Origin of the sequence: Streptomyces sp. NPDC005551, assembly GCF_042871785.1 — a bacterium.
GTDB lineage: Bacteria > Actinomycetota > Actinomycetes > Streptomycetales > Streptomycetaceae > Streptomyces.
The window spans coordinates 168736-186372 of sequence record NZ_JBIAJE010000012.1; the positions used below are offsets into that span (position 1 = coordinate 168736).

The 17637-nt window shown below is 72.9% G+C and carries 15 protein-coding genes; 5 read left to right on the forward strand and 10 right to left on the reverse strand.

Going from position 1 to position 17637, the window contains the following annotated elements; genetic code table 11:
- Nucleotides 1-114 precede the first annotated feature (114 nt).
- On the forward strand, nt 115-1083 hold the full coding sequence (locus ACFYP4_RS30250; protein WP_358854880.1) for a CAP domain-containing protein: 969 nt from the start codon (nt 115-117) through the stop codon (nt 1081-1083).
- Between the two features lie 202 nt (nt 1084-1285).
- Here the strand turns inward: ACFYP4_RS30250 and ACFYP4_RS30255 are convergent, their stop codons facing one another.
- A complete protein-coding gene (locus tag ACFYP4_RS30255; RefSeq protein ID WP_358854879.1) occupies nt 1286-1870 on the reverse strand; it encodes a flavodoxin family protein in 585 nt (194 codons plus the stop codon).
- A gap of 149 nt (nt 1871-2019) precedes the next feature.
- On the opposite strand from ACFYP4_RS30255, the gene ACFYP4_RS30260 reads away from it, so the two are divergent.
- Nucleotides 2020-2445: a winged helix-turn-helix transcriptional regulator gene (locus ACFYP4_RS30260; protein WP_388789715.1), complete on the forward strand. Its 426-nt coding sequence runs from the start codon at nt 2020-2022 to the stop codon at nt 2443-2445.
- Nucleotides 2446-2520: 75 nt separating this feature from the next.
- On the opposite strand, the gene mutM is transcribed toward ACFYP4_RS30260, so the two are convergent.
- The 8 genes from mutM to recG all read right to left on the reverse strand — a co-directional run bounded on the left by mutM (nt 2521) and on the right by recG (nt 9971).
- A complete protein-coding gene (mutM, locus tag ACFYP4_RS30265) occupies nt 2521-3381 on the reverse strand; it encodes a bifunctional DNA-formamidopyrimidine glycosylase/DNA-(apurinic or apyrimidinic site) lyase (RefSeq protein WP_358854877.1) in 861 nt (286 codons plus the stop codon).
- Between the two features lie 61 nt (nt 3382-3442).
- Entirely contained in the window at nt 3443-4333 is an 891-nt protein-coding gene (rnc, locus tag ACFYP4_RS30270; protein ID WP_358854876.1) for a ribonuclease III, read from the reverse strand.
- 19 nt (nt 4334-4352) lie between these two features.
- Nucleotides 4353-4526 carry a 50S ribosomal protein L32 gene (gene rpmF / locus ACFYP4_RS30275; protein ID WP_006139588.1) on the reverse strand — a complete coding sequence of 58 codons (174 nt, stop codon included), beginning with the start codon at nt 4524-4526 and terminating at the stop codon, nt 4353-4355.
- A 2-nt stretch (nt 4527-4528) separates the two neighbouring features.
- Nucleotides 4529-5173 carry a YceD family protein gene (locus ACFYP4_RS30280; RefSeq protein WP_358854875.1) on the reverse strand — a complete coding sequence of 215 codons (645 nt, stop codon included), beginning with the start codon at nt 5171-5173 and terminating at the stop codon, nt 4529-4531.
- A gap of 135 nt (nt 5174-5308) precedes the next feature.
- Entirely contained in the window at nt 5309-6445 is a 1137-nt protein-coding gene (locus ACFYP4_RS30285; protein ID WP_388789719.1) for an ATP synthase F0 subunit B, read from the reverse strand.
- A gap of 110 nt (nt 6446-6555) precedes the next feature.
- Nucleotides 6556-7035: a pantetheine-phosphate adenylyltransferase gene (coaD, locus tag ACFYP4_RS30290; protein ID WP_358854892.1), complete on the reverse strand. Its 480-nt coding sequence runs from the start codon at nt 7033-7035 to the stop codon at nt 6556-6558.
- A gap of 26 nt (nt 7036-7061) precedes the next feature.
- Entirely contained in the window at nt 7062-7649 is a 588-nt protein-coding gene (gene rsmD / locus ACFYP4_RS30295; RefSeq protein WP_358854873.1) for a 16S rRNA (guanine(966)-N(2))-methyltransferase RsmD, read from the reverse strand.
- A gap of 120 nt (nt 7650-7769) precedes the next feature.
- Complete coding sequence (gene recG, locus ACFYP4_RS30300; RefSeq protein ID WP_358854872.1) at nt 7770-9971, reverse strand: ATP-dependent DNA helicase RecG; 2202 nt, start codon at nt 9969-9971, stop codon at nt 7770-7772.
- A gap of 161 nt (nt 9972-10132) precedes the next feature.
- Here recG and ACFYP4_RS30305 point away from each other — a divergent pair, with 161 nt between their 5' ends.
- The gene (locus ACFYP4_RS30305; protein ID WP_358854871.1) at nt 10133-11977 is read left to right on the forward strand and encodes an HSP90 family protein; all 1845 of its coding nucleotides are present in this window, start codon (nt 10133-10135) and stop codon (nt 11975-11977) included.
- Nucleotides 11974-15090: a tetratricopeptide repeat protein gene (locus tag ACFYP4_RS30310; RefSeq protein ID WP_388789723.1), complete on the forward strand. Its 3117-nt coding sequence runs from the start codon at nt 11974-11976 to the stop codon at nt 15088-15090. The genes ACFYP4_RS30305 and ACFYP4_RS30310 overlap by 4 nt, the downstream gene beginning before the upstream one ends.
- Before the next feature lie 9 nt (nt 15091-15099).
- Here ACFYP4_RS30310 and ACFYP4_RS30315 read toward each other — a convergent pair whose 3' ends face one another.
- Entirely contained in the window at nt 15100-16890 is a 1791-nt protein-coding gene (locus ACFYP4_RS30315) for a DAK2 domain-containing protein (protein WP_358854891.1), read from the reverse strand.
- 258 nt (nt 16891-17148) lie between these two features.
- Here ACFYP4_RS30315 and rpmB point away from each other — a divergent pair, with 258 nt between their 5' ends.
- The gene (gene rpmB, locus ACFYP4_RS30320; protein ID WP_004924906.1) at nt 17149-17334 is read left to right on the forward strand and encodes a 50S ribosomal protein L28; all 186 of its coding nucleotides are present in this window, start codon (nt 17149-17151) and stop codon (nt 17332-17334) included.
- Nucleotides 17335-17637 lie beyond the last annotated feature (303 nt).

Sequence of the window (17637 nt, forward strand, 5' to 3'; positions counted from 1 at the left end):
CGTAGCACTTCCTCCCCTTGCGCCATGGGGTACCGTCCCGACCCAATGAGTCTCATGTGAAACTCACTCGTTCGAGTGAGTGTTGCTGACCGCAAGGATGAGGAAGGCCAGGAGATGGGACGCCACCGACGCTCCGCCGCCGGCCGCGCCGCCACAGGCCGCGCCACCGGTGTCACGGACGCACACCGGGTACACACGGAGAGCTACGGCCCGGAGAACCTGTACGGCTACGCCGCAGTGGCCGACCTCCCGCAGAACGCCGCCGCTCGCTCGCACCGCAAGAAGAAGGCCGCGCCCGTGCGCACCGGCCTGCTCGGTGTCTCCGCGGCCGTCGCCCTCGGCACCGTCGCGGTGGCCGCCGGCGTGCTGCCGGGCAGTGACAACTACTCGGTAGGCGGCGGCAACGCCTCGGACGAGGTCCAGGCGGCGGTTTCCCCGTCCGGCCTGGAGACCGAGCAGGGCGGTTCGACGGCCGCCGCCGAGGACCGCGACGACAGCGGTGCGAGCCGCGACGCCGAGCGCTCGACTTCGCCCTCGGCCGCACCGTCCAAGACGTCCAGGACGTCCGAGAAGCCGTCGGCGACGCCGTCGAAGAAGCCTTCCCAGAGGCCTTCCGAGAAGCCCGGCAAGTCGCAGGCGGCCAAGAAGCCCGGCCGGCAGGCCACGAAGGCTCCGCAGAAGCCCGCTCCGGCGACGGTGTCCGGCGAGACCGCCGCGGAGGTCGCGGTGCTGAAGCTCGTCAACGAGGAGCGGGCCAAGGTCGGGTGCAGTCCGGTGGCGGCGAACAGCGCGCTGTCGGACCTGGCGGCGGCGTTCAGCGAGGACATGGCCGCCCGCGGTTTCTTCGACCACACCGACCCGAGCGGCGCCTCGCCCTGGGACCGGGCGGCGAAGGCAGGCATAACCGACCTGGGCGGCGAGAACATAGCCCGGGGCCAGGCCACCGCCGAGGCGGTCATGGAGGCCTGGATGAACAGCCCCGGCCACCGCGCCAACATACTGAACTGCGACTTCAAGACGCTCGGCGTCGGCGCGCACTTCGGTTCCGGCGGCCCGTGGTGGACGCAGGACTTCGGCTACTGAGCCCCTGACGCGCAAGAGGCGGCCGCCGTGGAGAGACCCCACGGTGGCCGCCTCGACGCGTAAGACGGACCCGCGCGGCGGACCCCGGCCCGCGCCACGCCGTACGGCGCTGACACCGGCATGCGGTCACGGCCGCCCTGCGGCGGCGCACCGCCCGTACGGCCAGCGCCAAGCGTCTCCTGATACCGCACGGTGCCAGGTGCTACGCGGCCGCGCGCCCCAGGGCGAAGATTCGCGCCGTCCGCGCGACCCGGCGCCCGAGGTGCTCGGCCGTCGCCACGTCCGCCTTGTGCACGCCCTCCGGACCCTGGTCGTTGTTGGACTGGGCGGCGGCGCCGGCGAAGAAGCCGAGGCGGTTGAGGTCGTTCTCGGAGCCCGTGGTGCTGTTCCAGCCCGGCAGCAGACCGAGGCTCACCCAGTGCATGCCGTGCTGGGCGGCGAGCGTCTGGAAGAACTGCAGCGTGTGCAGCTTGTCGCCGCTCTTGGACGCGGAGTTGGTGAAGCCGGCCGCCAGCTTGTCCTTCCAGTCCTGCCCGAACCAGCGCTTCGAGGATTCCTCGGCGAAGGCGTGGAAGGCGCCGGACGCGGTGCCCATGTAGGTGGGCGAGCCGAAGACGATCGCGTCCGAGGCGTCGAGCAGCGCCCACTGCTCCTCGGTGATCTCGTCGACCTTGATCAGGTGGACCACCGCCCCGGCGTCGGCGGCACCGGCACGGACGGCTTCGGCGAGGACGGCGGTGTGGCCGTAACCGGAGTGGTAGGCGATGGAGACAACGGGGGTCGTCACGGTAGGCACTCCTGAGGAGAAGGGACGGGAAAGGGGTGGGAACAGCCGGCACGCGTCCGCACTGCCCCGTTGGTACTGACGAAAGGAAAGCACTAACTTCTGGTTAGTGCAACCCATTGGTTAGCGCTGCGGGGCAGTATGCTGAGGGCATGGAATCCACAGCGCGGTCCGTCCCGGGCGCGGGGAGCGACGACCTGTCGGGCCTCGCGTACGACGTGTTCGCCCGCAACTGCCCGTCCCGCGGCACGCTGGAGCACGTCACCGGCCGCTGGGGCGCACTGACGCTCGGGGCGTTGCACGAGGGCTCGTTCCGGTTCAACGAGCTGCGCCGTCGCGTGGACGGTGTGAGCGAGAAGATGCTGTCCCAGACGCTGCACGCCCTGGAGCGCGACGGCCTGGTGCACCGCGAGGCACAGCCGACGAACCCGCCGCGCGTGGACTACGAACTGACACCGCTGGGCCGCGAGGTCGCCGAGCGCCTGCTGGCCCTCATCCGCTTCGTCGAGGGCCGGATGGACGACGTGCTGGAGGCACGCGGGCGCTACGACGAGACGCGGGGCGCCGCGGCGGTCTGAAGTGTCACCGCGCCGGCGGTCGGAACTCTCCACCGCCGTAGCCCGGCCCGAAGCGGTCCCCACGACGCCCGGCGTTCAGGACGTGACGCGCGGCGCCCGCTGGCACTTGGGGCAGAAGTAGCTGGACCGGTTCATCCAGGCCCGTCGCCGCATCGGCGTGGCACAGCGCCGGCAGGGCAGACCCTCGCGCCCGTACGCGTCGAGCGAGCGGTCGAAGTATCCCGACTCCCCGTTGACGTTGACGTACAGGCTGTCGAAGCTGGTGCCTCCGACGGACAGGGCCGCGGTCATCACGTCCCGTACGTGACCGAGGAGTTCGGCGGTGCGGGGGCGCGTGAAGCCGGCCGTCGGACGCTCGTAGTGGATGCGGGCGCGCCAGAGGGCCTCGTCCGCGTAGATGTTGCCCACCCCGCTGATCAGCGACTGGTCTAGCAGGGCGCGCTTGACGGTCGTACGGCGTCGGCGCAGTGCCTCGTGGAAGGCCGCGTCGTCGAAGAGCGGGTCGAGGGGGTCGCGCGCGATGTGGGCGATGACGTCGGGCAGCCCGTCGGGGGAGGTCTCGTGCAACGAGAGCCCGCCGAAGGTGCGCTGGTCGACGAAGCGCAGTTCGGTGCCGAGGCCGTCGGCGAAGCGAACCCGGATGCGCAGGTGCTTCTCGTCCGGGGTCGCGTGCGGCTGCACGAGCAGCTGGCCGCTCATGCCGAGGTGCGCGAGGATCGCGGTGCCCGTCGTCTCCAGCGGCAGCCAGAGGTACTTGCCGCGACGGCTGGGGACGCCGATCCGCTGCCCCCGGAGCCGGTGCGCGAAGTCCTCGCCGCCCGCGGTGTGGCGCCGCACGGCGCGCGGGTGCAGCACCTGGACCTCGGCGACCGTCCGGTGGGCGACCCACCGCTCCAGACCTCGCCGTACGACCTCGACCTCGGGCAATTCGGGCATGTCGGCTCCCCGTACACCACAGCGCCCGCCCCTGGTCAGGGGCGGGCGCTCGGCTGTCTTGTCAGGCGGACGCCGAGGAGGCGTCGGCGTTCCCCTCGGCACGCTCGGCGGCTTCCGCCACCTGCGCTTCTGCCTCGGCCCGGACGGCCTTGGCCTGTGCTTCGGCCTCGGCCTGCGCGACCTGGGCCTGAGCCTCGGCCGCGGCCTTGGCGCGTTCGTCCGAGGCGGAGCGGATGGAGCGCCACGCGGACTCCGCGGCCTGCTGCTCCGCCTCCTTCTTGCTGCGGCCGGTGCCGGTGCCGTACGAGACGCCTCCGACGCGGGCGGCAGCAGTAAAGGTCTTCTCGTGGTCCGGGCCCGTCTCCGAGACCAGGTACTCGGGAACACCGAGGCCCTCGGTCGCGGTGAGTTCCTGGAGACTGGTCTTCCAGTCCAGGCCGGCACCCAGATTCGACGACTTCTCGATCAGGGGATCGAAGAGCCGGTGGACGAGTTCGCCCGCCGCCTCGAGACCCTGGTCGAGATAGACCGCGCCGATCACCGCTTCAAGGGTGTCGGCGAGGATGGATGCCTTGTCCCGGCCGCCCGTGCCTTCCTCGCCCCGGCCGAGCCGGATGAAGGAGCCGAGGTCGAGCCCGCGGCCCACCTCCGCCAGCGCACGCGAGTTGACCACCGCGGCCCGCAACTTGGCCAGCTGGCCTTCGGGCAGGTCGGGGTGGGTGCGGTACAGCGTGTCCGTGACCACGAGGCCGAGTACGGAGTCCCCGAGGAACTCCAGGCGCTCGTTGGTGGGCAGGCCGCCGTTCTCGTACGCGTAGGAACGGTGCGTCAGTGCACGCACCAGAAGGGCGGACTCCAGCCGGTAGCCGAGCCGCCCTTCCAGAAGCGTGTGGGACGAGGCTGTGTTGTCCGCCTTTTTCTTGGCGGTTGGATCCGCCTTGGCGTCAGACATCAGACCTCTCACCAGCCGCTCAGACCTCGAGGACCTGGCGCTTGTTGTAGGTGCCGCAAGCCGGGCACGCGATGTGCTGCAGCTTGGGCTCGTGGCAGCGCTCGCACGCAACCAGGGTGGGGACCGCAGCCTTCCACTGCGACCGGCGGTGGCGCGTGTTGCTGCGCGACATCTTCCGCTTCGGAACAGCCACGGCTACTTCTCCTGCTTCTCGTCGACGCCCGCTTCGGCGCCGCTCATCTCGTCCTTCTCGCCATCTTCGAGTGAACCGGCGAGTCCCTGCAGTGCCGCCCAACGGATGTCGACGGCGTCATGGTGGTGGCCGGGGTCGTCCGCCAGCCGCGCTCCGCATTCGGAACACAGGCCGGGGCAGTCGTCCTGGCACACCGGCTGCATCGGCAGTGCGAGCACCACCGCATCACGCAGCACGGGCTCGAGGTCGAACAGGCCGTCCTCGATGAAGAGAGTGTCCTCGTCTTCCTCGGCGTCGTCGGCCGGCTCCGCTTTGACACGGCCCCGGTCGTCGGCGTCAGGGTACGAGAACATCTCCTGGAAATCCGCTTCGAGCTCCAGCTCCAGCGGCTCCAGACACCTTACGCACTCCCCCTTGGCCGATGCACGGGCGGTGCCTGTGACAAGCACCCCTTCCATGACCGACTCCAGACGGAGGTCGAGCTCCAACGGGGCGCCTTCCGGCACTCCGATGACTCCCTGGATCCCCAGATCCGCAGGAGCGTCGATCGAACGGGTCAGGCGCTGCAGCGCGCCCGGACGCCGCCCCAGCTCGTGTGTGTCGAACACGAGAGGGTTGCGGTGGTCGAGGCGGGCGTTCAGAGCCATTCCTGCTTTCGATCTTCGATGCGGAGGAGCGCTGCCCTGATCTTCCGGGCAGCAGTGATCACGGACGTACGCGCGACCGAACAGCCAGGATACTGGACCATTCGCTCTCGGCCCAATCCGGTGCGACGGCGGCCCTCAGTGAGAGCCGCGGCCCTCCTCGTAGGCCCGCAGCTGCTCCGCGCTGATCATGCCGGTGTCGAACAGGCTGGTCTCGTCGAGAGCCCGGCCCCCGGGCTGCTCCTGGTAGCCCTGCTGCCGGTCCTGGTCGCTGCCGTACGAGGGCTCCTGGTCCCGGCCGTACGAGGGCTCCTGCTCCCGGCCGTACCCGGGCTGCTGGTCCTGGCCGTAGGCGGGCTGCTGGTCGTAGCCCTGCTGCTGGTAGGCGTACGGGTCGGCCTGCTGGTAGCCGTACGCGTCCTGCTGCTGGTACTGCTGCGGGTAGCCGTAGGGATCCGCCTGCTGCTGCTGGTAGGCGTAGGCCTCCTGCTGCTCCTGGTACGACGGCTGGGCCGGCACCTCGGGGTCCCGCGTGGGCCGCGGCTGCACGGGGGCCGCCGAGAGGTCCGCGAGTCCCGCCAGGTAGTCCGCGTCGCTGGTGTGCTGGACGGTCGTCCCGTCGTCCGCCAGGGATCCCAGGTCGTCGCTGGCGATCCGGCCGTGCAGCTTCTGCCGGCCGCGGCCGACGGCCTCCAGGGTCTTGGCGAGGACGGCCTCGAAGGCACCGAGCTTCACGCCGACGTAGTCGTCCGCGTTGCGGCGCAGCGTCTCCGGGTCCTGGCTGCGCTCGGGGGCGTCCTCGTCCTCGTACCCCCGCTCGTCGACGCCGGGTCCGGTGCCGAGCAGCTTCTCCTTGCCGCGTCCGACGGAACCGAGGGTCTTGGTGAGGACGACCTCGAAGTTGGCGAGCTTGGAGTCGACGTAGTCGTCGGCCTCGGCGCGGATCTCCTCCGCCTCCCGGCGGGCCTCGGCCAGGATGCGGTCGGCCTCGTTCTGCGAGCGGCGGGCGACCTCGGTGCCGGAGACCAGGGAACCGCGCTCGGCGTGCGCGTTCTCGATGATCCGCTCCGCCTCCTGGCGGGCCTGCTCGACCAGCTGCTCGCGGTCGCCGATCAGCTCCTGGGCCTGGGCCAGGGAGCCGGGCAGCGCCTGGCGCACCTCTTCGAGCATCGAGAGCAGCTCGGCGCGGTTGACCACGCACGAGGCCGACATGGGCATGGAACGGGCGCCGGAGACCGACGCGACGATCTCATCGAGCTTCTTCTGCACGTCCACCGTGTGCTCGCCACTCTCTACAGCTGTGATGGAGACGGACGGGTCGACTGTACGACCACTCCCGCCACCTCCGACACCGGGTGACGGGCCGTCAGTTCACCGGGGGTGTCTCAGCTCTGAGCGAGCCGCTCGGTGAGGGCTTCCAGGACCAGGGGCGGCACCAGGTGCGAGACGTCGCCGCCCCAGGCCGCCACTTCCTTGACCAGGGAGGAGGACAGGAAGCTGTAGGTGGGGTTCGTGGGGACGAACAGGGTCTCGACACCCGACAGGCCGTTGTTCATCTGGGCCATCTGGAGTTCGTAGTCGAAGTCGCTGACGGCGCGCAGGCCCTTCACGATGGCCGGGATGTCGCGCTGCTTGCAGAAGTCGACGAGGAGGCCGTGGAAGGACTCGACCTCCACGTTCCCGAACTCGGCGGTGACCTGGCGGATCAGGTCGATCCGCTCCTCGATCTCGAACAGGCCCTTCTTGGACTGATTGATCATCACCGCGACGTGCACCACGTCGTACAGCTTGGAGGCGCGGGCGATGATGTCGAGGTGTCCGTTGGTGATCGGGTCGAACGACCCGGGACAGACGGCGCGGCGCAACTGAGGTCCCTCGCTCTCCGGTCCGGTCATCGTGCGTCTTCGCACGTAGAGGCGGCGCGACCGTACCAAAACGTTCCCTCGCCGTAGCGACGGGCCCGGAGCGCTGCAAAGCCGTCCGGCCACGCGAATTGGCCACCTCTGGTGCTGCGCTCCACGGTGACGAGCGCATCGTCCGCTAGCCAGCCCTCCGAGCGGAGTGTGAGCAGGATCTCGCGAAGATCGTCGTCCGACACCACGTAGGGCGGATCGAGGAAGACCAGGTCGTACGGGTCGGCGGGGGTCCCGGCCCGGATGATCTGCTCCGCTTTGCCCGCTCTCACCTCGGCGCCGGGCAGCGCCAGCGACGCGACGTTCTCCCGGATCACCCGGGCCGCGCGGGCGTCGGCCTCGACGAGGAGGGCGTGTCCGGCACCGCGGCTGAGCGCTTCGAGACCCACGGCGCCGGAGCCGGCGTACAGGTCGAGGACGCGCTCGCCGTCCAGGGGGCCGCCCAGGAGGGACTGCCAGGTGGAGAAGAGGCCCTCACGCGCCCGGTCGGAGGTGGGGCGGGTGCCGGTGCCCGGCGGGACGGCCAGACGGCGTCCGCCGGCCCGGCCGGCGATCACGCGGGTCATCTCTTCTGTCCTTCGTGCGTGGGGGCCCGTGCGGGCGGGTGACCTCTCCAGTCTGTCAGCCCCGGCCAGGGCGGCGCCCTCTCGCCCCGCTCACTCCTGTCCCCCTCTTGTCACCCCTTGTCACCCCTTGTCGAGGTACTGCTCGCGCTCCTCGTCCAGCAGGGCGTCCAGAGCGGTGCGCAGGCCCGGAAGGCGCTCCAGCTCCGGGTCGGCGGCGACGACCGCGGCCGCCTCCTCGCGGGCCTCGGCGATGATCTCCTCGTCGTCGATGACCGTGAGCATGCGCAGCGAGGAGCGGACGCCCGACTGGGCCTGGCCGAGGACGTCGCCCTCGCGGCGCTGCTCCAGGTCGATGCGGGAGAGCTCGAAGCCGTCGAGTGTGGACGCCACCGCGGTCAGCCGCTGCCGGGCGGGGCTGGCCTCCGGCATCTCGCTGACCAGCAGGCACAGACCGGGGGCGGAGCCACGGCCGACGCGGCCGCGCAGCTGGTGCAGCTGCGAGACGCCGAAGCGGTCGGCGTCCATGATCACCATCGCGGTGGCGTTCGGCACGTTCACCCCGACTTCGATGACCGTCGTGGCGACCAGGACGTCCGTCTCGCCGGCGGCGAAGCGCCGCATCACGGCGTCCTTGTCGTCGGGGGGCATCCTGCCGTGCAGGACTTCGACCTTCAGTCCCTGGAGGGGCCCCTTGGCCAGCTGGTCGGCGATGTCGAGGACGGCGAGCGGCGGGCGCTTCTCGGCGTCGTCCTCCGGGGTCTTCTTCTTCGCCTTGGCGCCCTCCTCCTCGTCGCCGATGCGGGGGCAGACGACGTACGCCTGGTGGCCGCCCGAGACCTCCTCGCGCACCCGCTCCCAGGCGCGGGCCAGGAAGTGCGGTTTGTCGGCGGCCGGGACGACATGGCTGGCGATGGGCGAGCGCCCGGCGGGGAGCTGGTCGAGGACCGAGGTCTCCAGGTCGCCGAAGACGGTCATCGCGACGGTGCGGGGAATGGGCGTGGCGGTCATGACCAGCAGGTGCGGGGGCTGCTTGCCCTTGCCGCGCAGGGCGTCGCGCTGCTCGACACCGAAGCGGTGCTGCTCGTCCACCACTACCAGGCCCAGGTCGTGGAACTGCACCTTGTCCTCGATCAGGGCGTGCGTGCCGATCACGATCCCGGCCTCGCCGGTGACCAGGTCCAGCAGGGCCTGCCGCCGGGCCGCCGTGCCCATGGAGCCGGTGAGCAGAACGACCTTGGTGGAGTTCTCGGCGCCGCCGAGCATCCCGCCCTCGGCGAGCTCGCCCATCATCTCCGTGACCGACCTGTGGTGCTGCTGGGCGAGCACTTCGGTGGGCGCGAGCATGGCCGCCTGGCCGCCCGCGTCGACGACGGCGAGCATCGCGCGGAGGGCGACCATCGTCTTCCCCGAGCCGACCTCTCCCTGGAGGAGCCGGTGCATGGGGTGCTCGGTCGCCAGGTCGTCGAAGATCTCCGCGGAGACCTTCTGCTGGCCCTCGGTGAGGGTGAAGGGCAGCTTGGCGTCGAACGCGGTGAGGAGACCGTCGGGGCGCGGCCTGCGGGCCACGGCGGGGAGTTGTGCGTCCGCGTACCGCCGGCGGGCCAGGGCGACCTGGAGGACGAAGGCCTCGTCCCACTTGAGACGGGAGCGGGCGTCCTCGACGTCCGCCTTGGTGTGCGGGCGGTGGATCTTCAGGAGTGCCTCGGGGAGGGGCACCAGGCCGCGGCCCTTACGGAGGGATTCCGGCAGCGGGTCGACGGCCTCCTGGGCGCTCGGCAGGACCGTCTGCACCGCCTTGGCGATCTTCCAGGACTCCAGCTTCGCGGTCGCCGGATAGAGGGGGATGAGCGATCCGGCCCAGGTGTCGACCGCCTCGTCGCCGTCGCCGCGCAGCAGCTCGTACGCCGGGTGGGCGAGCTGGAGGCGGCGGTTGAAGACGGAGACCTTGCCCGAGAACATCGCGCGTGTGCCGGGCAGGAGGTCCTTGTGGGGCTTGTGCACGCCGTTGCCGAAGAAGACGAGCTGGAGGCGGCCGCTGCCGTCCGTGATGGTCACTTCCAGTCGCTGGCCCTTGCCCCGCGGGGCCTTGGGCGAGGAGAAGGTGAGCAGCCGGGCGTCGGCGACCTGGGCGACCACCGTCGCGTGCTCGTCCAGGGGCAGGTCGGCGAGGTGGGTGAGCTGCCCGCGCTCCTCGTACCTGCGGGGATAGTGGTGGAGCAGGTCCCCGACGGTGTGCAGGGCGAGATGCTCGGCCATCACCTTCGCGGTGGCGGGACCGAGCACCTTCTTCAGTGGTTCTTCGAGCGCGGGCACGAGATCCATTGCACACCACGACACTGACAATGCCGTATACGTCCGGGAAATCCGCTGGTCAGGCGGGTCGTTCGGGGCCTAGGATGACGCGCCCGTTTCGTTCGCGGTCACCGTGCCCCGGGACCGCCCGACCCCGCGCCGTCGTCCGTCCCCCCACCGGCGCTGCGACGATGGACTCACAGACTTCTCAGTCATCCCAGGCACCCCGGTCACCGCACACGTTCCAGGTGGACCTGCGCGGCCTCGTGGACCTGCTCTCGCACCACCTCTACTCCAGCCCCAGGGTCTATCTGCGCGAGCTGCTGCAGAACGCCGTGGACGCCGTCACCGCGCGGCGGGCGGAGCAGCCGGACGCCCCGGCCACGGTCCGGCTGTTCGTCGAGGGCGACGGGGGCGCCCTGCGTGTGGAGGACTCCGGCGTGGGGCTCACCGAGTCCGACGTGCACAGCCTCCTGGCGACCATCGGCCGCAGCTCCAAGCGCGGCGAGGGCCTGGAGTCGGCGCGCTCCGACTTCCTGGGGCAGTTCGGCATCGGCCTGCTGGCATGCTTCGTCGTCGCCGAGCGCATCCGCGTCGTCAGCCGCAGCGCGCGCACGCCCGGGGCGCCGCCCGTGGAGTGGACGGCGACGGACGACGGTTCGTACACCGTCAGGACGCTGCCCGACGCGGCCCGCCCCGAACCGGGCACGACCGTGCACCTGGTGGCGCGCGCCGGCGCGGGCGAGTGGCTGACCGAGGAGCGGGTGCGGTCGCTGGCCCGGGACTTCGGGTCGCTGCTGCCCTACGACGTCCGGGTGGGCGACGAGGCGGTCACGGACCTCCCGGCGCCCTGGGACCGCGCGTATCCAGGCCCCGCCGCACGGCGGGTGGCCCTGGCGCGGCACTGCCACGACCTGTTCGGGTTCACGCCGCTGGACTCGATCGACCTGGACGTGCCGCTCGCCGGGGTCCGCGGGGTGGCGTACGTGCTGCCGTCCGCGGTCAGTCCCGCCCAGCGCGCCGGCCACCGCGTCCACCTCAAGGGCATGCTGCTCACCGAGCGTGCCGAACAGCTGCTGCCGGACTGGGCGTTCTTCGTGCGCTGCGTCCTGGACACCGACAGTCTGCGGCCCACCGCGTCGCGGGAGTCGCTGTACGAGGACGAGACCCTGGCGGGCGTGCGGGACGCGCTGGGCGAGCGGATCCGCTCCTGGCTGACCGGGCTCGCCGCGGGCGACCCCGAGCGGCTCGCGGCCTTCCTTTCGGTGCATCACCTGGGTGTGAAGTCCCTGGCCAGGCACGACAGCGAGATGCTGCGCACGATGCTGCCGTGGCTGCCCTTCGAGACGACCGACGGACGGCTGTCCCTGGAGGAGTTCGCGCAGCGGCACCCGGTGGTGCACTTCACGCGGACGGTGGAGGAGTACCGGCAGGTCGCGCCCATCGCGTCCGCGCAGGGCGTGGGCGTCGTCAACGGCGGCTACACGTACGACAGCGAGCTCGTCGCCGCCCTGCCGTCGGTGCGTCCGGGGACGGTCGTCTCCGAGCTGGACGCGGACACCGTGACGGCGCACCTGGACACCGTCGACCCGGCCGAGGAGCTGGCCCTCGCGGGTTTCCTGGCCGCCGCCCGGGCGAAGCTCGACCCGCTGGGCTGCGACGTCACGCTGCGGTCCTTCCACCCCCTCTCGGTGCCCGCGCTGCACCTGGACGACCGGGCGGCCCGGCACGAGCAGGCCCGCGCGGACGCCGAGGAGCAGGCCGACGACCTCTGGGCGGGCATCCTCGGCTCGCTCCGCGGCAGCGCCCCGCGCGCCCGGCTGGTCCTCAACCACCTCAACCCGCTGATCCGCAGGATCAGTTCGCTGCACGACCCCGAACTGATCGGCACCGCCACCGAGTCCCTCTACGGGCAGGCCCTGCTGATGGCGCAGCGCCCGCTGCGGCCGGCGGACTCCGCGCTGCTCAACCGCGCGTTCCTCGGCCTCCTCGAATGGGCCACGCACGCCGAGTCCGGTGAGGACGGCCACCGATGAGCCAGGTCATGGACTTCGACGCGCTGCGCCACGCGATGGCGGAGAACTACGCGCAGCCCGAGGGGCCCGCACGCAACGCGCGCGCCGAGCAACTGCTCGCCGAGGCGGAGAAGCTGAACATCCCGCTCGCGGTGATCGAGGCGCTCGGACACCAGCTGAAGGTCTACAACTACAGCTCCGAGAAGGACAAGATGTTCGTCCCCTTCGCGCGCCTGCTGCGCATGTGGGACGAACACCCCGAGGACTTCGACGAGTACGAGATCCACTCCCTGCACTGGGTCTTCAAGTGGATGACCGCCGGCATGCTGGGCCAGCCGCACATCCCGCTCGCCGCCATCGAGAGGTGGCTGGGCGAGATGGAGCACCGCTACCGTCTGGCCGGGCACTCCGAACGGGCCGTGCGCGGCGCCGAGTTCAGCGTGGCGCACCACGTCGGCGACCTGGCGCGGGCCGAGCGCGCGTACACCGCGTGGCTGGCCGCCGACCGGGACAGCATGGCCGACTGCCACGCCTGCGAGCTGCACGACCAGGGGTGGTGGCAGGTCAGGCGGGGCGGGGACGCGGACGCGCTGGAGGTCTGGCGGCCCGTGCTGGAGGGCGAGTTCACCTGCGCCCACGAGCCGCACGCCGTGCTGGCGTCCTCGCTGCTGCCGTTGCTGCGGCTGGGACGCCTCGACGAGGCACGCGCCCACCATCTGCGCGGGCTGCGGCTGGTGCGCGCGATGGAGAGCATGCGCGGCGCCTACGCGGACCACGTCGAGTTCTGCGCGCTGAGCGGCAACGAGGCGCGCGCCCTGGAGCTGCTGGCGGAGCGGCCCGCGTACTTCACGGACTCCGGGGAGCCGCGCAGCAGGCTGGACTTCATGGCCGTGGTGGCCCTGCTGATGGACCGGCTGACGGAGCTGGGGCTCGGCGGGCAGCCGGTCCCGGGGCCGGCCGGCCGTGCCTGGACCGCGGCCGGACTCGCCGTCCACGCGCGCGAGGAGGCCCGGTCGCTGGCCGCGCGCTTCGACGCGCGCAACGGCACCTCGTACGTCGGCGACCTGATCCGTGCGCGCATGGCCCGGCGTCCCCTGGTGGACCGGCTGCCCCTGGGCGTGCGCAGTGTCCGCACCGCCCCGGCGCCGCGACCGGCGCCCGCCGTCACGGAGTCCGCGGAGCCGGCCGCCGTGCCCGGTCTGCCGGCGCTGCTCGCACAGGCGCGGCGGCTGTCCGCGGCGATGGCTCCCGGGGCGGTCGAGGCGTGGGCCGCGGTGGGACGCGCGGCCGGGGACCGGGAGCTGGATCCCCGCGACCGTGCGGAGATCGCCGACCACGAGGCGATGGGCCGCGGCCCGGAGGGCGCCGCCCTCTTCGAGCGGGCGGCCGAGTGGTACGCGAAGGCGGGTGACCCGGGCGAGGCACTGGCGGCACGCGCGCGTGGGGCGTACGCGCTCGCCGGGACGGGCCGCACCGAGGAGGCACTGGCCGCCGTCCGGGAGCCGTACGAGGAGGCGCTCGCCCTCTTCGCGGCGGACGGGACCGGCGTACGGCAGACGGCGTCCGTGCTGGTGGCACGCGCCCGCATCCTGATGCAGCGGGTGCACGAGACCGAGGCCGGGCCCGGGACCGGTCGCGGCGAGGAAACGCGCGACGCGGGCGCGGGCACCGCCGCCGCCGCCGACGCCGAGGCGGCCGTACGGGAGCTGCTGGCGCTCGTCGGGCCGCACCCCGGTGAGCTCCGGCTCGCCGCGCGGGCCGCGGAGGCGCGGGCCATGCTCGCGGAGCTGGCCGCGCACGGCGGGGACGCCGAGGCCGCGGCCGCGCTGTACGCGCGCGCCTCGGAGGAGTTCACGGCGGCCGGGCTGCCGTGGTTCGCGGTGGAGTACCGGGCCCGGCAGGCCGGGATCGCCCGGCACCTCGGGGACACCGACGCGGCCGAGCGGGCGGTACGCGCAGCCCTGGCGGACGGCGGCCCCCATCTGGAGGCGGCCGGGCACGCCCGACTGCACCTGCAGCTGGCCGGGATCCTCGCCGCCGACGGTCGGTTCGGGCCTGCCGCGGAGCACGCCCTGGAGGCGGCGCACTGGGCCGACGAAGGGGGCGAGGGACCGGCGCTCGGTGCCTGGGCGCGGCATCAGCTCGGCGGGTTCCTGCTCCGGCAGGAGCGCTGGGCGGAGGCCGCGGAGGTGCTGGAGTCGGCGCTGCCCGATCTGACGGAGGAGACGCACGGGGACGGCGCGATCGTGCAGACCCTGTGGTGGCTCGGCGACTGCCTCGGCGAGCTGGGCGAGCACCGGGAGGCGGCCGAGCGCCGGCTGCGGGCCGCCGACCTCGCCCGGCACTGGCCCGAGCAGCGCGACCACGCGATGCTCGCCCACCTGGCCGCCGAGGATCTCGGGCACGCGGGGCTGCCCGCCGAGGCGGACCTGGCGTACACGCGCGCCGGTGACCTCTGGCGGTCCCTGGGCAACGTCCACGGCCTGGTCCGCTCCCTGCGCGCCCGCTCCTGGATCGCCGCGCGCGGTGACGCGGGGCTCGACGCGGCACGGGCGCTGATGTCGGAGGCGGTCCGGGAGTGCGAGCGGGCACTCCAGGACCTCACCGCCGCGTCCGTCCCCGGTCCGGCCGGCTCCCCCGGCCCCAGGGCCGAGGCGGCGGGCTCCCCCGGCCCCACGGCCGAGGCGGCGGGCTCCCCCGGCCGCGCCGCCGACTCCGGGGGCGCGGGATCCGGCCCGTCCGGCCCCGCGACCGACGAGGAGGCGCGTCGGAGCCTGCTTTTCGAACTCGGGAGCACCCACCGGCAGTTCGCCGACCTGGTCGCCCGGTCCGTCCCGGACGACGCCGGGGCGGATTCGGTTCGGGCCGCGTCGGAGGAGGCGCTGGGCCAGGTCACGCGGGCGGCCGCGGTGTTCGACTCCCTCGGCGACGGCGGACTCGATGCCCGGACGGGGGCCGAGCTGTCCGCCGGGTGGCTGGAGGCCGATCTGGGGCGGCCCGCCGCGGCGTCGGCACGCGCGCGTGCGGTGCTGTCCGCGTACGAGGGCCTCGACGGCGAGGTGCCGCGGGCCCGGCGGGCGGAGGCGGAGCAGCTGGCGGAGCAGCTGCTGGACCGGAGGCGGACGTCCGGATGAGGAGGCCCGCTACTCCACGCCGATGAGCAGCAGCGCGCCCTGCCGGCCGCCCCGGTACACCACCGTGTCGACCGCCAGGTACGACCGTCGTACGCACGCTTCGAGGCGGGCGGCGACCGGGTCGGGGGCGTCGTCGCCCAGGACGAGGGTGACCATCTCGCCGCCGGCGGACAGCATGCGGTTCAGGACGGCCTCGGCAATGGCCGTGAGATCCGAGCCGATGACGGCGACGTCACCGTCGATGAGACCGAGGATGTCGCCGGCCTGGCAGATGCCCGCCATGGTCCAGGACCGGCACTCCGCGACGACGACTTCGGCGTAGCGGGTCGCGCCCGCCGCCGAGGTCATCGCGACGACGTCCTCGTCGAACCGGCGGTCCGGCTCGTGGACGGCGAGCGCGGCGATGCCCTGCACCGCGGACCGGGTCGGGATCAGCGCGACCCGGACACCCTCCGCACGGGCCTGCTCGGCGGCCGCGGCGGCGGTGTGGCGCAGCTCCGCGTCGTTCGGGAGCAGCACCACCTCGCGCGCGTGGGCACGACGCACCGCGTCGACCAGCTCGCCGCTCGCGGGCGGCTCCCCCGGCCGGGCGAGCACGGCGGTCGCCCCGGCCTCCGCGTACAGGCCCGCCAGGCCCTCGCCCGGCACGACCGCGACGACCGCCCGCTGAGCGCGCTCCCGCGGCGGACGCCGTGCGCCCGTGCCCGCGGCGTGGACGTCGCCCAGTCCGAAATGGGTGATCCGGATGCGGTACGGCCGCCCCGCCTCGATGCCCGCCTCGACGGCGGCGCCGGCGTCGTCGACGTGCACATGGACGTTCCACAGGCCGTCGCCGCCGACCACGACGAGGGAGTCGCCGAGCCCGTCGAGACGGTTCCGCAGCCGTGCCACGGCCGCGTCCTCCGCCTCCAGCAGGTAGATCACCTCGAAGGCGGGGCCGCCGGCTGCGGGTGCCGCGTCCGCGCACGCCTCGGGAACGGCCGGTTCGGCACCGCTGTCGCTCTCCACGCACGCGTGGGGACCGTCAGCAGGAGCCTGCCGGGCCGCGGGCGGGGCGAGGACGGGTATCGCCGCCCCGCCGGGCGCGCGTCCCGTGAACGTCTCGACCAGCGCGGCCAGTACGGCCACCAGTCCCCGGCCACCCGCGTCGACCACACCGGCGCGCTCCAGGACGGCCAGCTGCCCCGGAGTCTTCGCCAGCGCCGCCAGCGCACCCTCGTACGCCGCTCTCGCGACGGTCCCGCAGTCGCCCTCGGTGCCGTCGGCCGCGTCGGCGGCGGCCGAGGCGACGGTGAGCACCGTGCCCTCGACGGGATGGGCGACGGCCTGGCGGGCGGAGTCGGCGGCGTGCCGCAGCGCGAGCCGCAGTCCCCGTCCGTCGGTGTGAGAGGTGTCACGGTCGGCGGCGAGGACCTGGGCCATCCCGCGCAGCAGCTGGGCGAGGATCGTCCCGGAGTTCCCCCGGGCCCCGATCAGGGCCCCGTGCGCCATCGCCCGCACCGCCTCGGCCAGGCTGGGCAGACCCGCCGCGGCCGGACCCGGTTCGCCGCCCGCGGACGCGGCGCCGGCGGACCGGGCCCCGGCCACCGCGGACATCGCGCCGTGCCCCGCGAAGACCGCCTCGACCGCCGTGGCCGCCGACTCCACCGTCAGATAGAGATTCGTCCCGGTGTCCCCGTCGGCCACGGGATAGACGTTGATGGCGTCGATCTCCTCGCGGGCCCCGCCCAGCGCGTCCAGGGCGAGAGCGCACCAGGTCCGCACCGCGGATGCGTCCAATGTCTGCGGCACCTGCGGCACCTGCGCCTCCTTGAGCTGCCGGACGTGGGAGGCAGCGTAGACCCAGGACGGGTCCTTGCCGGTGGACGGCCCTGCCGGGGCCGGGAAGGGGTCCCGCGCGGCCATGGTAGTTTCGTTGTACGGACGCAGTCGTTGTATGCTGCTCCGGTTGCCCGATCCGATCGGGCCTTCCCCCTGGCAGCGCCACTCAGATCCTAGATCTTGATCCCGGCATGCCGGGATCCACCGTAAGAGCATCTGAAGTCTTTGGAGTGACCCGTGGCTGCCAACTGCGACGTCTGCGGCAAGGGGCCGGGCTTCGGCAACAACATCTCGCACTCGCACCGCCGTACGCCCCGTCGCTGGAACCCGAACATCCAGCGCGTCCGTACCGTGGTGGGCGGGACGCCGAAGCGCGTGAACGCTTGCACCTCGTGCATCAAGGCCGGCAAGGTCTCGCGCTGACGCATCTTCCCCACGCTCTGGCTCCGCTCGAGCAGGGGGATTCCCCGTCGCGCGCGGCTACTGCTGGTTCGCTGCTCTGAGCCGGTCCACTTCCCAGTGGACCGGCTTTTTGCTGTGCCCACGCGCATTGTGCTGTCCCTGCGTGTGCGCCGTCCCGCCGTCTCCGGGTGGTGGGGACCCCCCCCCCCGGGGGCCCCCCCCCCCCCCCCCAACACGCCCCCAGCGAAGGCGCCCCCCCCCAGGGTTGGGCAGGGGCCCCCCGCGGCCCGCCACAGCCGCCGCCCCCGCCGGGGGGGCGACCCG